The 13,972-nt window shown below is 64.2% G+C and carries 14 protein-coding genes and 1 pseudogene; 14 read left to right on the forward strand and 1 reads right to left on the reverse strand.

Annotated features, from left to right (window positions below):
- Positions 1–39 precede the first annotated feature (39 nt).
- The 8 genes from ACODS1_RS03555 to ACODS1_RS03590 all read left to right on the forward strand — a co-directional run bounded on the left by ACODS1_RS03555 (position 40) and on the right by ACODS1_RS03590 (position 7,614).
- A complete protein-coding gene (locus ACODS1_RS03555) occupies positions 40–1,707 on the forward strand; it encodes an AMP-binding protein (protein ID WP_489084568.1) in 1,668 nt (555 codons plus the stop codon).
- A 54-nt stretch (positions 1,708–1,761) separates the two neighbouring features.
- Positions 1,762–2,205, forward strand: a complete 444-nt coding sequence (locus ACODS1_RS03560) for a hotdog fold thioesterase (protein WP_489084569.1) — start codon at positions 1,762–1,764, stop codon at positions 2,203–2,205.
- Positions 2,206–2,266: 61 nt separating this feature from the next.
- Positions 2,267–3,070, forward strand: coding sequence for a helix-turn-helix domain-containing protein (locus ACODS1_RS03565; RefSeq protein ID WP_489084570.1), 804 nt, complete (start codon positions 2,267–2,269; stop codon positions 3,068–3,070).
- Positions 3,071–3,114: 44 nt separating this feature from the next.
- Positions 3,115–3,747, forward strand: a complete 633-nt coding sequence (locus ACODS1_RS03570; protein WP_489084571.1) for a LysE family translocator — start codon at positions 3,115–3,117, stop codon at positions 3,745–3,747.
- A gap of 97 nt (positions 3,748–3,844) precedes the next feature.
- Positions 3,845–4,648 carry an alpha/beta fold hydrolase gene (locus tag ACODS1_RS03575; protein WP_489084572.1) on the forward strand — a complete coding sequence of 268 codons (804 nt, stop codon included), beginning with the start codon at positions 3,845–3,847 and terminating at the stop codon, positions 4,646–4,648.
- Entirely contained in the window at positions 4,645–5,508 is an 864-nt protein-coding gene (locus ACODS1_RS03580) for an alpha/beta fold hydrolase (RefSeq protein WP_489084573.1), read from the forward strand. The genes ACODS1_RS03575 and ACODS1_RS03580 overlap by 4 nt, the downstream gene beginning before the upstream one ends.
- 133 nt (positions 5,509–5,641) lie before the next feature.
- Complete coding sequence (locus ACODS1_RS03585; RefSeq protein ID WP_489084574.1) at positions 5,642–6,451, forward strand: DUF4892 domain-containing protein; 810 nt, start codon at positions 5,642–5,644, stop codon at positions 6,449–6,451.
- Positions 6,452–6,528: 77 nt separating this feature from the next.
- Positions 6,529–7,614 (forward strand): AI-2E family transporter, encoded by a 1,086-nt coding sequence (locus tag ACODS1_RS03590; protein WP_489084575.1) that lies wholly within the window; start codon positions 6,529–6,531, stop codon positions 7,612–7,614.
- Between the two features lie 45 nt (positions 7,615–7,659).
- Here the strand turns inward: ACODS1_RS03590 and ACODS1_RS03595 are convergent, their stop codons facing one another.
- Complete coding sequence (locus tag ACODS1_RS03595; RefSeq protein WP_489084576.1) at positions 7,660–8,664, reverse strand: patatin-like phospholipase family protein; 1,005 nt, start codon at positions 8,662–8,664, stop codon at positions 7,660–7,662.
- Between the two features lie 107 nt (positions 8,665–8,771).
- Here ACODS1_RS03595 and selD point away from each other — a divergent pair, with 107 nt between their 5' ends.
- The 6 genes and pseudogenes from selD (at position 8,772) to ACODS1_RS03625 (ending at position 13,953) form a co-directional block, all read left to right on the forward strand.
- A complete protein-coding gene (selD, locus tag ACODS1_RS03600; RefSeq protein WP_489084577.1) occupies positions 8,772–9,806 on the forward strand; it encodes a selenide, water dikinase SelD in 1,035 nt (344 codons plus the stop codon).
- Positions 9,806–10,906 carry a tRNA 2-selenouridine(34) synthase MnmH gene (gene mnmH / locus ACODS1_RS03605; RefSeq protein ID WP_489084578.1) on the forward strand — a complete coding sequence of 367 codons (1,101 nt, stop codon included), beginning with the start codon at positions 9,806–9,808 and terminating at the stop codon, positions 10,904–10,906. The genes selD and mnmH overlap by 1 nt, the downstream gene beginning before the upstream one ends.
- Before the next feature lie 77 nt (positions 10,907–10,983).
- Positions 10,984–11,262: a hypothetical protein gene (locus tag ACODS1_RS03610; protein ID WP_322977918.1), complete on the forward strand. Its 279-nt coding sequence runs from the start codon at positions 10,984–10,986 to the stop codon at positions 11,260–11,262.
- Positions 11,262–11,867, forward strand: coding sequence for a flavin reductase family protein (locus ACODS1_RS03615; RefSeq protein ID WP_489084579.1), 606 nt, complete (start codon positions 11,262–11,264; stop codon positions 11,865–11,867). The genes ACODS1_RS03610 and ACODS1_RS03615 overlap by 1 nt, the downstream gene beginning before the upstream one ends.
- Positions 11,868–12,867: 1,000 nt before the next feature.
- Positions 12,868–13,098, forward strand: a pseudogene (locus ACODS1_RS03620) (HAMP domain-containing protein); the annotation flags it as partial.
- A 12-nt stretch (positions 13,099–13,110) separates the two neighbouring features.
- Positions 13,111–13,953 (forward strand): methyl-accepting chemotaxis protein, encoded by an 843-nt coding sequence (locus tag ACODS1_RS03625; RefSeq protein WP_489084804.1) that lies wholly within the window; start codon positions 13,111–13,113, stop codon positions 13,951–13,953.
- The last annotated feature ends 19 nt before the right edge of the window (positions 13,954–13,972 follow it).

Below are 13,972 nucleotides of genomic sequence, written 5' to 3' on the forward strand. Positions count from 1 at the left end.
TTGGTTGATCCTTACAAAAACAACAAAGGAGGAAGGCCTGTGGCAGAAGCGATCCGTTTGCCGCTTGAGCTGTTCTACGAGCGTGAAGCAAAACACCCGAACAACCGTTACATGGTTCAGCCCTTGTCGGGTGGCCAACTGCTGGAACTGAACTGGGCGGAGGTCGGCGAGCAGGCACGCCGCGCCGCACACTGGTTGCGCAGTCGTGAACTGCCGCCGAGCAGCCGAATCGCCATCGTTTCCAAGAACTGCGCCCACTGGATCATCGCCGATCTGGCGATCTGGATGGCCGGGCATGTCTCCGTTCCGCTTTATCCCAATCTCACCGCCGATTCCGTGCGCCAGGTGCTCGAACATTCGGAAGCGGCGCTGGCGTTCATCGGCAAGCTCGATGACTGGCCAGCGATGGCGCCCGGGGTGCCGGAAGGTCTGGCGACCATCAGCCTGCCATTGCATCCCGTGGGGAATTTCGACTACAGCTGGGACGACCTGCAGCGCAGCTCGCCGATTCAGGACGACCCGAAACCGGCGCCCAGCCAACTGGCCACCATCATCTACACCTCGGGTACCACCGGTACGCCCAAGGGTGTGATGCACAGCTTTGCCAACTTCGGCTTCGCCGCCAGCAATGCAACCAAATTGTTCGGGGTGAACGAAAGCGACCGGGTGATTTCCTACCTGCCGCTGTGCCACGTGGCCGAACGCATGTTCGTCGAGCTGGCGTCGCTCTATGCGGGGCAGACGGTGTTCTTCGCCGAAAGCCTGGATACCTTCCTCCAGGACCTCAAGCGCGCACGCCCGACGGTGATGTTCGGCGTGCCACGGATCTGGACGAAGTTTCAGATGGGTGTATACAGCAAGATGCCGGCGCAGAAGCTCGACCGCCTGCTCAGGCTGCCGATCATCGGCCGCATCATTGGGCGCAAGGTGCTTGCCGGGCTGGGCCTCGATGCCATTCGCTACGCGTTGTCTGGCGCGGCGCCGGTGCCCGAGGCACTGCTCAACTGGTATCGCCGCCTGGGCATGGATATCCAGGAGGTCTACGGCATGACCGAAAACTGTGGCTATTCCCATGTCTGCCGCCCGGGGCGCTTCAAACTGGGCTGGATCGGCCAGAACAATCCGGGCGTGGAGGTGCGCATCGCCGAGGATGGCGAGGTGCAGGTGCGCAGTGGCGCGACCATGCTGGGCTACTACAAGGATCCCGTGAAAACCGCAGAAACGCTCACCGAGGATGGTTTTCTGCGTACCGGCGACAAGGGCGAGCAGGATGCTGACGGCAATCTGCGCCTGACCGGTCGGCTCAAGGAAATCTTCAAGACCAGCAAGGGCAAGTACGTGGCGCCTGCGCCCATCGAGATTCGTCTCGGCGAGCATCCGCGCATCGAGCAGGTGTGCGTGGTCGGTGATGGCTTGCCACAGCCCATCGCGCTTTGCGTGCTGTCGGATGTCGGGCGGCATGAGGCGGCCAATGACGGCCGTGGCGAGCTGGAGAACAGCCTGCGTAGCCTGGTCGAAGAGGTCAACGGGCGTCTCGACCAGCACGAACGCTTGCAGGGGCTGGTACTGGTCAGCGAGGTCTGGGGGGTGGAAAACGGATTCCTCACGCCGACCCTGAAGATCAAGCGTGCGGTCATCGAGAACACCTACGGCGAGCGTTTCGGCGAATGGCAGCAGCGTAGCGAAGTGGTGCTCTGGCACGATTGACCATCAGCCACGGGCCGGCACATGCCGGCTCGCATCCCATACGAGGACGACTGGATGACACTTTGGAAACGCCTGCCCGATATCGAGGCGCTCAACGCGACGCTGAAGAGCACCATTGGCGAGGTACTCGATATTCGCTTCGAGTCCTTCGACGATGATTCGATCAGTGCCAGCATGGCGGTCGATGCGCGCACTCATCAGCCCTATGGTTTGCTGCATGGGGGCGCCTCGGTGGTGCTCGCCGAAACCCTGGGTTCCACCGCCAGCTACCTGTGCATCGATACCAGTCGTTTCTACTGCGTGGGGCTGGAAGTCAATGCCAACCACCTGCGCGGACTGCGCAGCGGGCGCGTACATGCGGTCGCGCGCCCAGTCCACCTGGGGCGCAGCACGCATGTCTGGGACATTCGCCTGACCGGCGACGACGGCAAGCCCAGCTGTATTTCCCGTCTGACCATGGCCATCGTGCCGCTCGGTGAGCAGCCGCCGCGCGGTTGAGGCGTTACGTCCTGCAATTTCATCCAAGATTTGCCCGTGGCTTGTCGGTAGATTAGGCGCCATGGAACAGATCACTCACATCCAGAGCAGTTTGCCCGGCGTTCGCCTTATCGACGCCGCGTACCACCGCTTCGCCTTTCCCCGCCATTTCCACCTGGAATACCACGTGGGCATGCTGGTTCAGGGGCAGCATCGCTACGTCTATGGCGGCGAACGCCGTCACGTCGGGGCAGGGGATGTGTTGCTGATGGCGCCCGAAGGCATTCATGACGGCGCCTGTCTGGATGGCTCGGGTTATCGCATCCGGGTCATGGCATTCGATCCGCACTGGCTCGAGCAGGCCAGTCGCACCCTCAGCGAGGGGCGCCAGGGCGCTCCCCGGCTGACCACCACCAGCCTGCGCCATCCGATCCTGCAGCAGCGGTTGCAGCATTTCCATGCGGCCATGTTCGAAGGTTCGGCGCTGGCGCAAGAGAGTGCATTGTGGCAAGCCCTGGCGCAGTTGCTGGAGATGGGGTCGACGTTGCGCATCCAGGATCCGCAGCGCGCCTTCGACAACCCGACCTGGCAGCGTCTGCGTGAGTGGTTGGAGACGCGCCTGGACGACCCGCCCTCGCTGGAAGAACTCGCCGCATTCTGTGCGATGAGCCCCTGGCAGGCGCTGCGCCGCTTTCGCCAGCACACCGGTTTGCCACCGCACCAGTGGTTGACCCAACTGCGCCTGCAGCGCGCGTTGCCTCTGGTGCTGGCGGGTGAGCCGCTGAGCGAGATCGCCTTGCGCCTGGGCTTCTACGATCAGGCGCACTTCTCGCGGCTGTTCCGCCGTACCTACGGGCTGCCGCCGGCGCGCCTGCGCCAGGGCTGATACCCGCAAAGACTCACCCCCTTCCTATCACATGGAGAACAACCATGCAGGAGACATCCGTCTTGCTGTCGCTCGCTGCCGTCTTCGCGGTGGCCCTCATCAGCCCTGGCCCGGATGTGGCCCTGGTGGTGCGCACCGCTCTGCACCAGGGGCGTCGCGCAGGTTTGCTCAGCGCCCTGGGCCTGGCCTGCGGGATTCTCCTGCACGGTACGCTTGTCCTGAGCGGCGTGGCCTTGCTGCTCAGTCGCACCGAATGGCTGTTCGATCTGCTGCAGGTTGCCGGTGCCCTGTATCTGGGCTGGCTGGGTATCGGCGCGGTACGCGCCTGGTGGCAGGGCGGGGCAGGGAGCCTGCGCCTGGACAGCGAACTGGCGCCTTCGGCATTCGGCCCCTGGCTGCGCGGTGTATTGACCAACCTGGGCAATCCCAAGGCGCTGGTGTTCTTCCTGGCACTGCTGACCAGCCTGGTGCCGGCTGACATGTCACTGCCGGGCAAGTTTGCCTGTGCCGCGCTGCTGTTCAGCCTCAGCCTGTTCTGGTTCAGCCTGCTCGGCATGACCCTGAGCCGCCCGCTGATGCGTCAACGCTTGCTGCAGGTGGCGCCTGTCGTCGATGTCATCTGCGGATTGGTATTCCTCCTGGTGGCCGCGAGTATCTTCGGTCGGCTGCTGCTATAGACCTGGCCATTGCGCCATTATCGATGGCGGTTACGGTCATTGCCGCTGTGGCGAGGCTGCTGGAGAATCGGCGGGTGTCTTTCAGCAGGAATCGCGCATGTCGCAGCCGATCTTTTTCGCCCATGCCAACGGCTTCCCCTCGGCCACCTACGGCAAGCTGTTCGCCGCGCTGGCACCGGATTATCGGGTCTTGCACCTCGATCAGCATGGGCACGACCCGGCGTTTCCGGTGGATGACAACTGGGGCAATCTGGTCGAGGAGTTGTTGCACCATCTGCGTCTTGGCGGTAAGCCGGTGTGGGGTGTTGGCCACTCGCTGGGTGGGGTGCTGCATTATCACGCCGCACTGCGCTGCCCCGAGCTGTATCGGGGCGTGGTGATGCTCGACTCGCCCGTGCTGACCCTGGCTGATCGCATGGTCATTCGCGCCGCCAAGCGCTTTGGCTTCATCGACCGCATCACGCCTGCAGGTCGTACCCTTGGGCGGCGCGAGGCCTTCGCCGATCTGGCCGAGGCGCGCGATTATTTTGCCGGCAAAGCGCTGTTTCGCCGTTTCGATCCCGACTGCCTGGACGCCTATGTGCAGCATGGTCTCAAGCCGGCGGAGCGGGGCCTGCGCCTACGTTTCGATGCCGCAACCGAGATCAGCATTTACCGCAGCGTGCCCCATGTCGCCCCAGGCAAGCCGCGGCAACTGGCCGTGCCGTTGGCCATGGTGCGTGGGCGCCATAGCCGGGTGGTGCTGCCGCATCATGCACGTTCGCTGCGCTACATGCCGCGGGCGGAATATCACCAGTTGCCAGGCGGGCACATGTTCCCGCTGGAGCGGCCGCAGGACACTGCAGCGCTGCTGCGACAGCTATTCGGGCGCTGGGACGCGGCGCGGGAGGTTTCGGCATGACCGCTCAAGTGGAAGAAGTACGGCTGAGTTTGCCGCATATCGAGTTGGCCGCTCATCTCTACGGCCCCGAGGATGGCAGGCCGGTGATCGCCCTGCATGGCTGGCTGGACAACGCCGCGAGCTTTGCGCGACTGGCGCCACGCCTGCGCGGGGTGCGTATCGTTGCCCTGGACTTCGCCGGGCATGGCCATTCCGATCATCGCGCGCCGGGCTCGGATTATGCCCTGTGGGCCTATGCCCATGACGTGCTGACCGTCGCCGAGCAGTTCGGCTGGCAGCGCTTCTCCCTGCTTGGTCACTCCATGGGTGCGATTACCGCTGTGTTGCTGGCCGGCGCGATGCCCGAGCGGATCGAGCGACTGGCGCTGATCGATGGGCTCATGCCCTACACCAGCGAAGCAGACCAGGCGCCGACCAAGCTGGGGGAGGCGCTGCGGGCCAAGCTGGCGCTCGCGGCCAAGCGCAAGCCGGTCTACACCGAAATGGAGCGTGCGGTGAAGGCGCGCATGAAGGGCGTAGGCGCGGTCAGCCATGAAGCGGCTCAGTTACTGGCCGCGCGCGGGTTGATGCCGGTGCCGGGCGGTTATACCTGGCGCACCGATGCACGCCTGACCTTGCCGTCGCCGCTGCGCTTGAGCAAGGCCCAGGCACTGGCCTTTGTGCAGGCATTAGAGTGCCCAGTCAGTCTGGTGCTGGCTGAGCATGGCATGTTGCAGGCGCAGCCGGGGCTCGCGCCATTGCTGGAGAGCTTGCCGTTCGCGATTCATCGCCTGCCGGGCGGGCACCATCTGCACCTGGATGACGAGGAGGGCGCGCAGCGTGTAGCGGATTGTTTCAATCCATTCCTGGGCTCGCCTTGACTTGCCAGCGCCCCTGGGGAAAGGTGTGGCGGTCTGCCATGGAGGATTGCATGATCACCCCGTTCCCCCGCGCTATCTCTTGCGCTCGTCGCGCCCCTAGCGCCTCGCTCCACTGCTTGCCGATGTCAGCCCGATGAGGGGGTATCTGGGCGGGTGTGTGATTGCCGTTGCGCTGACGAGTGGTGCATTCGCCGCCGATGTGCCAGGGAGTCACGATCTTGAGATTCTGCCGCGCTTCCCGGCGAGCAATATCGTCGCTTTTCAGGAAGCTCCCGATGTCGAGCGCATTTACCCGCAGGGCGCCATTCGCCGCATCAGCGGGCGCTTGCGTTATGAGCGTGAGGTGCTGGCGGAAGGGCGCTTCCAGGCCGTGACCTACGAGCTGCCGGCTACCCACAGCGCCGACCAGGTGTTCACCCAGGCCCGCCAGACTTTGCATGCCGCGGGAGCCGAGCTGTTGTACTGGTGCCAGGGACGCGATTGTGGCGCGAGCAGCCTGTGGGCCAATTCGGTGTTCGGCAATGCCACGCTTTACGGCTCGGACAATCAGCAGGCTTACGCCTTGCTGCGTCTGGCCGAGCCGCAGCACGAGACGCTGGTGGCGCTGTACAGCATCACTCGCGGCAATCGCCGGGCGTACCTGCATGCCGAGCAGCTCGATGCCGGCACGCCGCTCGGACAGGTTCTGCCGACGCCTTCCACCTTGCTGCGCCAACTGCGCGCGGACGGCCAGTTGCAGCTGTCGGCCGATGCCGAGCCGAACGCCGAGTGGAGTGAGTTGCTGGGGCGTACGCTCAATCTCGACAGCACCCTGCGGGTCAGCCTGTCAGGGGCGCGCGCCGAGGTCTGGCGTGAGGCGTTGATCGCTCAGCGGGTGCGTGAAGCCCGCTTGGAGCTGGGCGAGGGCGGTGAGGGTGTGTTGCTGATCCGGTTGTTGCGCTGAGGTCGACAACTTCGCTACAAGCATTGTCCAGAGCGCCCATCTCGGGCGCTCTGTCGTTAACGAGGAGTTGCGCAGCCATGGCCACCAATGATCGGCTGCTGGTACAGATTCTGTTGCTGGGGCTGCTGGCCGCCAGTTTGTGGGTGTTGGCACCGTTCTGGTCGGCACTGTTCTGGGCCGCGTTGCTGGCGTTTGCCAGTTGGCCACTGATGCGCTGGCTGAGTTTGCGCCTCGGCGGGCGCCTGTCGCTGGCGGCCGGCATCCTGACCGCCTGCTGGGTGGTGCTGGTAGCCGTGCCGCTGGTCTGGCTCGGCTTCAACCTGGCCGACCACATCAAGGATGCCAATGCGCTGGTCAAGGATCTTCAGGTCGATGGTCTGCCGCCGCCGCCGACCTGGCTCGCCGGTTTGCCGTTGGTTGGGGATCGCCTGGTCGACCTGTGGCGCACCATCGATCAGCAGGGCGCTGCCTTCCTCGACACGCTGCGGCCGTATCTGGGGCAGGTGGGCAACTGGCTGCTAGCGCGTAGCGCCAAGATCGGTGGCGGCATGGTCGAGCTCGCCCTGAGCCTGGTGCTGGTGTTCTTCTTCTACCGCGACGGCCCGCGTCTGGCGGTATTCGTGCACAGCCTGCTGGAACGCCTGATTGGTGGTCGCGCCGATCACTATCTGGAGTTGGTTGCCGGTACGGTGCAGCGCGTGGTCAATGGGGTGATCGGTACCGCGGCGGCGCAGGCGCTGCTGGCCTATGTCGGTTTCCTCATTGCCGGTGTGCCCGGGGCCCTGGTGCTGGGCCTGCTGACCTTCGGTTTCAGTTTGATCATGATTCCGCCGCTGATCTGGGGGCCTGCCGTGGCCTGGCTGGTGTGGCAGGGCGAGATCGGCATGGCGATCTTCCTCGGCATCTGGGGCTTCTTCGTGATCAGCGGGGTGGACAACATCCTCAAGCCCTACCTGATCAGCCGTGGCGGCAACCTGCCGCTGGTGGTGGTGCTGCTCGGTGTGTTCGGCGGCATCCTGGCGTTCGGCTTCATGGGCCTGTTCCTTGGGCCAACGCTGCTGGCCGTGGCCTACAGTCTGCTCACCGATTGGGTGGCGGACAGGGCACCGCCTGCCGAGGCAGTGCTCGACAAGCCGCTGCCGGGTGAGGAGTCACGCGGCTGATTCAGCCATTGTCCGGCGGGGTTTACCCCGCCCTACGGGAGCGATCTAGCGGCGTTCGTGCTCGTACTTGTCCAGGGTGTCACGGGCGATCTGTCGGCCCAGCATGATCAGCTCCGGCGCCTTGTAGAACTCGAAGAAGCGGCAGACGCGCTTGGGGACATTGATCAGAATGTCCGGCGGGTAGCCAGCGATCTTGTATTGGGCCAGCGACGTCTGCATGACCTCGAAGCTCTGGTTAACCAGTTCCAGCAGCGAGGCGGGCCCACTGAACTCGGCTACATGCGAGCCGCTTGCGGATTTGGGCGCTGCTTCGCCCTTGCTGCTGGGGGAGGCCGCCGGGCTGATGGCATCGGCGCGCTGCTGCTCGTCGGCCAGCAGCAGGGCGTCGTCCTCGCTCTTGCGGCGAAAGCTTGGCAGGCGCGAGCCCAGGCTGCTCATCAACTGGTCGATGCGGCCCTTTAGCGCAGCCGGTCGCTCGATAACCGGCAACTGGTAATGGTTCTGGTTGGTGGCGTTGAGGTTGACCGCGACGATCAGGTCGCAATGACTGGAGACCACCGGCACGATCGGCAGCGGATTGAGCAGGCCGCCATCGACCAGCATTCGCTTGCCCTGGATGACCGGCGTGAACAGGCTGGGGATCGCCGCCGAGGCGCGCATGGCCTGGTGCAGACATCCTTCCTGGAACCAGATTTCCTGCTGGTTGGTGAGGTCGGTGGCCACCGCCGTGAAGGGAATGGGCAACTGCTCGATGTCGATATCGCCGACGATCTCGTGAATGCGCCCGAATACCCGCTCACCGCGGATGGCGCCAAGACGGAAGCTGACGTCGAGCAGGCGCAGCACGTCCAGATAATCCAGGCTTTCCGTCCATTCGCGGTACTCGTCGAGCTTGCCGGCGGCGAAAATTCCGCCCACCACCGCGCCCATCGAGCAGCCGGCAATGCAGCCGATCTCGTAGCCACGCGCCTGCAGTTCCTCGATCACGCCGATATGGGCGTAGCCGCGGGCGCCACCTGAGCCCAGCACCAATGCCACTTTCTTGCTCATATCCATTATTCCCCCAGATTCTGCGCTGACCTTACCTGTCGTGATGCGATGCGCCAAGGCGGCTTTTGCTAGAATCCGCGGCCAATCGTCCCAGCCGGAGCAAGCCCATGAGCGAGCCGATTCGTTTGACCCAGTACAGCCACGGCGCCGGCTGTGGCTGCAAGATTTCGCCCAAGGTGCTGGAAGTGATACTCGCGGGCAGCGGCGCGCAGAACCTCGACCCGCGTCTGTGGGTCGGCAACGCCTCGCGTGACGACGCCGCTGTTTATGCCATCGACGGCGAACGCGGCGTGGTTTCGACCACCGATTTCTTCATGCCGATCGTCGATGACCCCTTCGATTTCGGGCGTATCGCCGCGACCAACGCCATCAGCGACATCTATGCCATGGGCGGTGATCCGCTGATGGCCATCGCCATTCTCGGTTGGCCGGTCAACGTGCTGGCCCCGGAAGTGGCGCGTGAGGTGATCCGTGGCGGCCGCGCGGTGTGCGACGAGGCCGGTATACCGCTGGCTGGCGGTCATTCCATCGACGCCCCCGAGCCGATCTTCGGCCTGGCCGTGACTGGTCTGGTGGAAAAACGCCACATGAAACGCAACGACACGGCCACGGTGGGCTGCAAGCTGTACCTGACCAAGCCGCTGGGCATCGGCATCCTCACCACCGCCGAGAAGAAGGCCAAGCTGCGCGCCGAGGATATCGGTCTGGCACGTGACTGGATGTGCACCCTGAACAAGCCCGGCAGCCGCTTCGGCAAGCTCGAAGGCGTGCGCGCAATGACTGATGTCACCGGTTTCGGCCTGCTTGGCCACCTGGTCGAGATGGCCGATGGCAGCGGCCTCAGCGCACGCATCGAATTCGCCCGCGTGCCGCGCCTGGCCAGCGTTGAATACTACCTGGAGCAGGGTTGCGTGCCGGGCGGCACGCTGCGCAACTTCGACAGCTATGGCGAGCGCATCGCGCCGCTGCCCGAGCTGGCCAAGCTGCTGCTGTGCGATCCGCAGACCAGTGGCGGCTTGCTGATCGCGATCACGCCCGACGGCGAGGCCGAGTTCCTGGCGGTGGCTCGTGAACTGGGGCTGGATTTGTCGCCCATCGGCGAGCTGGTCGAGCGACAGCGTTACGCGGTCGAGGTGCAGTGATGCGCGACAACTGCACCGACTACCGCGACCTGTTCCTGCACGACCGGCCGATGATGGATACCCGTGCGCCGATCGAATTTGTCAAAGGCGCCTTTCCGGGCGTGTTCAACCTGCCACTGATGACCGATATCGAGCGGCAGAAGGTCGGCACCTGTTACAAGCAGCAGGGCCAGCAGGCGGCCATCGAGCTTGGCCATCAACTGGTCAGTGGCCGCAGCAAGGCCGAGCGCATCGAGGCCTGGGCCAGCTTCGCCAAGGCACACCCTGATGGCTACCTGTACTGCTTCCGTGGCGGCTTGCGCTCGCAGATCGTCCAGCAGTGGCTCAAGAGCGAGGCCGGCATCGACTATCCGCTTGTGGTGGGTGGTTACAAGGCGATGCGCAACTTTCTGCTCGCCACCACCGAGCAGGCGGTGCAGGAATGCGCCTTCGTGCTGGTGGGTGGCATGACCGGTACCGGCAAGACCGAGGTGATCAGCCAGCTCGACAATGCGCCGGATCTGGAAGGGCATGCCAACCATCGTGGCTCCAGCTTCGGCAAACGCGCCAGCGCCCAGCCGGCGCAGATCGACTTCGAGAACGCCCTGGCCGTGGACCTGCTCAAGCGCCGCGCCGCAGGCCAGCAGCAGTTCGTGCTGGAAGACGAAGCCCGCTTGATTGGGCGTTGCTCGTTGCCCCTGCCGCTGTATCAGGGGATGCAGCACTACCCGCTGGTGTGGCTGGAAGACAGCGTGGAAAACCGCGTTACGCGCATCCTGCAGGCCTATGTGGTCGATCTGTGCGCCGAGTTCGTCGCGCTGGAGGGCGCCGAAGCCGGTTTCGCGACTTTTTCGGCGCGGTTGCGTGAAAGCCTGGCCAATATCACCCGGCGGCTGGGCGGTGAGCGTTATCAGCGCCTCGCCGCGATCATGGATCAGGCGCTGGCGGAGCAGGCGTGCGATGGTCAGGTCGATACTCATCGCGGTTGGATCGAAGCTTTGCTGGTTGAGTACTACGATCCTATGTACGTGTTCCAGCGCGAGAGCAAGGCGGGGCGCATCGAGTTCGCCGGTGAGCAACAGGCTGTGGTGCAATACCTGCGTGAGCGAAACGGCAGGTGAGCCGGGCACTTTCGCCGGTGCGTAGCGTCATAGAGTGGTCCAAATCCGTAGTCATATCCGTTCGAGGAGTGTGGTCGATGAAACACTGGATCTGTTTGTCGCTGCTGGCGGTCGTACTGACCGGCTGTGCCGGCAAGACCGTTTACCGTGATACCTGTGCCAACCAGCTCGATGCGGCCTGGAAGGAGCTGAGCATCGCCGAAGCCGAAGGCTTCGCCGGTACGGTGAGCTACTCCAAGGCCCTGTCGCTGCTGACCGCCGCCAAGACGCAGCAGCAGTTCGAAGCCTATGAAGGTTGCACCAGCAAGGCAGAGCGTGCGCGTTTCTATATCCGCGAATCGCGTGCGGGGCGTTGATGAGGCTCGATTTCAACACGTTGACCCCGCTGGAAGCCTATCGATGGCTGGCTTCCAGCGTCACCCCAAGGCCAATCGCCTGGGTCTCGACGCGCTCGCCCGAGGGCGTGGCCAATCTGGCGCCGTTCAGTTTCTTCCAGGTCATCAGCGATAATCCGCCGACCCTGCTGATCAACGTCAACACCCGTGACGATGGCAGCCTCAAGGACAGCCTGCGCAATGCCCAGGCCAGCGGCGAGCTGGTGGTGCAGCTGGTCAGTCATGCCCAGGCCGAGGCGATGAACGCCAGCGCTGCCGTGTTGCCGCCCGAGGTCAGCGAGTTCGCTCATTGTGCGATCGCCAGCCAGCCATGCGAGCGCGTGCAGGTGCCAAGGGTAGTGGGCGCGCCTGTTGCCTTCGAGTGCCGGGTGGCGCAGATCCAGCCATACCCGGCCGAGCGTCCCACCTGTCACCTGATCTTCGCCGAAGTGCTGTTGGCGCATATCGACGACGCCGTGCTCAACGAGCAGGGCCGGCTCGATCCGCTCAAGCTCGATCTGGTCGGACGCCTCGGGGGAAGCGCTTACTGCCGTACCCGCGAACTCTTCCATCTGCAGCGGCCCTGACGGCTGATCCATCGAAAAACGACCTCTATTTAGCTAATCATGCCAATCATTGATCTGCTGGCTTGTCGCTAGTAGGTCTAGACTCCTATGGTCAGCGTTTGGCAGTCCGGGGGGGAAGGCGATGGCAAGGTCGTTTAGCAGTCGCGTGGCCAGTCTGAGCACGGTCACCAAACTCATGTTGGGTTTCGCGCTGGTGCTGGTGCTCACTGCATTGGTGGCACTGACCGGGCTGCTGGCCTTGCGCGAGGTGAACGCCGGTGCACAGCGCCTGGAGCGCATGAGTGCCCTGAGCGATCAGGTGCTGCGTATGCGCGCCACCGAGCAGGGTTTCGCCGCCAGTGGTGACAAAAAGCATGCCGAGCACCTCGAACAGCAAGCCGAAGCTATCGTGCAAAGCAGTGAGGCGCTGCGTTCCGAGCTGGATGCCGCCAGTGCCGATGCCCTGGCTCAGCTCGCGCCCTTGCTGACGCAGTATCGCGAGGCCTTCAAGCACTACGTGGAGCAGACCGACGGCATGCAGCTATCGCTGGATGCAGCCGATTGGCTGGTGGTCAGCGCCTCGAACAGCCTGGATCTGCTGCAGGAGGGTTTGACCGAAGACGGCGTCGACCTGCTCAAGTCGAGCCAGGGCCAGCAGGGCGATGTCTCGGTGCAGCAGGCGGTGCAGGTCGGCAAGATCCATCAATTGCTGTTGCAGGCACTGGGACAGGCGCGCCAGCGTCTGGAGGCCAGTCGCCGGGGCACTGAGGTCGCTGACGAGCCAATTGCCGAGGCTGTCGAGGCGCAGAAGCTCGCCGCCAGCTTGCGCGATGCGCTGGACGATCCAGGCTATGCAGCGGTGCTCGGCGAAGTGGTGGTCAACGTTGACTCGTTCAATGATCGCCTGAAGGAATATTCCGGTCTCCTGCAACAGCAGAAGCAGGTCTATCGACAATTGGTGGAGCATGCCGAGGCCATGCTCAGCCAGCTCGAACGTGCGCAGAACGTGCAGCGCGAGGTCATGCATGGCGAGCAGAACACCAGCAGTGGCCTGATTCTGCTGGTGGCGGCGCTGGCACTGTTGCTTGGCCTTTGTGCGGCATTGCTGATCAGCAAGCTGATCGTGCGGCCATTGCGGCAGGTGATCACCCAGGCCGAACGTATCGCCGCCGGTGATCTGAGCGTTCAGCTGGAGGTATCGCGCAGCGACGAGGTGGGTCAACTGCTCGCGGCGATGCAGGTCATGGCGAGCAACCTGCGTGACATGGTTGGTCGCCTGCAGGGCGGGGTCGAGCGCATTTCCGCTTCGGCCGAGGCGCTGTCCGGCATTACCGAGCAGACGCGACAAGGGGTGAATGGACAGAAAGCCGAAACCGATCAGGTGGCCACTGCCATGAGCCAGATGGCAGCCACCGTGCACGAGGTGGCGCGCAACGCCGAGGTGGCAGCGGTGGCTACGCGCAATGCCGAGGCGCGTGTCGGCACCGGCAGCCAGGTCGTAGGGCAGACACTGCAGCGTGTCGACCAGTTGGCCAGTGCCATGGACGCCACGACCCAGAGCATCGCGCGTCTGAGTCAGGACGCACAGCGCATTGATGCGGTGCTCGATGTGATCAAGAGTGTTGCCGAGCAGACCAACCTGCTGGCGCTCAATGCGGCCATCGAGGCGGCGCGGGCAGGGGAGCAGGGGCGCGGCTTCGCGGTGGTCGCCGATGAGGTTCGGGCCCTGGCGCGACGCACCCAGCAATCCACCGCCGAGATCGAGACGCTGATCGCCACGCTGCGCGAGGGCACGCAGCGCGCCGTGCAGGACATGCAGCAAAGCGCCAGCCTGGTGACTCATGCGGTGACCGACGCCAATCAGACCGAGAATGCGCTGGCGGCGATTTCCGAGGCCGTGACGCAGATCTTCGAGATGAACCAGCAGATCGCCGCCGCCGCCGAGCAGCAGACGGCCGTGGCCGAGGAGATCAACCGCAGCGTCACCTCGATTCGCGACATCGCTGACCAGTCTGCGCTGGCCATGGATGAAACGGCGGATGCCAGTACGCAATTGGCCGAACTGGGCCGTGAACTGCAGGGTATGGCAGGGCAATTCAGGCTCTGAGCCTGCTTGTGTGGCAGCG

Source organism: Pseudomonas sp. FG29 (genome assembly GCF_057809355.1).

Excerpts from the sequence above, each read along its gene's own strand:
- mnmH (WP_489084578.1), top strand. The coding sequence starts at position 9,806 with ATGCGCGACAACTGCACCGACTACCGCGACCTGTTCCTGCACGACCGG.
- ACODS1_RS03595 (WP_489084576.1), bottom strand. The coding sequence starts at position 8,664 with ATGAGCAAGAAAGTGGCATTGGTGCTGGGCTCAGGTGGCGCCCGCGGC.
- ACODS1_RS03615 (WP_489084579.1), top strand. The coding sequence starts at position 11,262 with ATGAGGCTCGATTTCAACACGTTGACCCCGCTGGAAGCCTATCGATGG.
- ACODS1_RS03580 (WP_489084573.1), top strand. The coding sequence starts at position 4,645 with ATGACCGCTCAAGTGGAAGAAGTACGGCTGAGTTTGCCGCATATCGAG.
- ACODS1_RS03585 (WP_489084574.1), top strand. The coding sequence starts at position 5,642 with ATGAGGGGGTATCTGGGCGGGTGTGTGATTGCCGTTGCGCTGACGAGT.
- ACODS1_RS03610 (WP_322977918.1), top strand. The coding sequence starts at position 10,984 with ATGAAACACTGGATCTGTTTGTCGCTGCTGGCGGTCGTACTGACCGGC.
- ACODS1_RS03570 (WP_489084571.1), top strand. The coding sequence starts at position 3,115 with ATGCAGGAGACATCCGTCTTGCTGTCGCTCGCTGCCGTCTTCGCGGTG.
- ACODS1_RS03560 (WP_489084569.1), top strand. The coding sequence starts at position 1,762 with ATGACACTTTGGAAACGCCTGCCCGATATCGAGGCGCTCAACGCGACG.
- ACODS1_RS03565 (WP_489084570.1), top strand. The coding sequence starts at position 2,267 with ATGGAACAGATCACTCACATCCAGAGCAGTTTGCCCGGCGTTCGCCTT.
- ACODS1_RS03575 (WP_489084572.1), top strand. The coding sequence starts at position 3,845 with ATGTCGCAGCCGATCTTTTTCGCCCATGCCAACGGCTTCCCCTCGGCC.
- ACODS1_RS03625 (WP_489084804.1), top strand. The coding sequence starts at position 13,111 with ATGGTTGGTCGCCTGCAGGGCGGGGTCGAGCGCATTTCCGCTTCGGCC.
- selD (WP_489084577.1), top strand. The coding sequence starts at position 8,772 with ATGAGCGAGCCGATTCGTTTGACCCAGTACAGCCACGGCGCCGGCTGT.
- ACODS1_RS03590 (WP_489084575.1), top strand. The coding sequence starts at position 6,529 with ATGGCCACCAATGATCGGCTGCTGGTACAGATTCTGTTGCTGGGGCTG.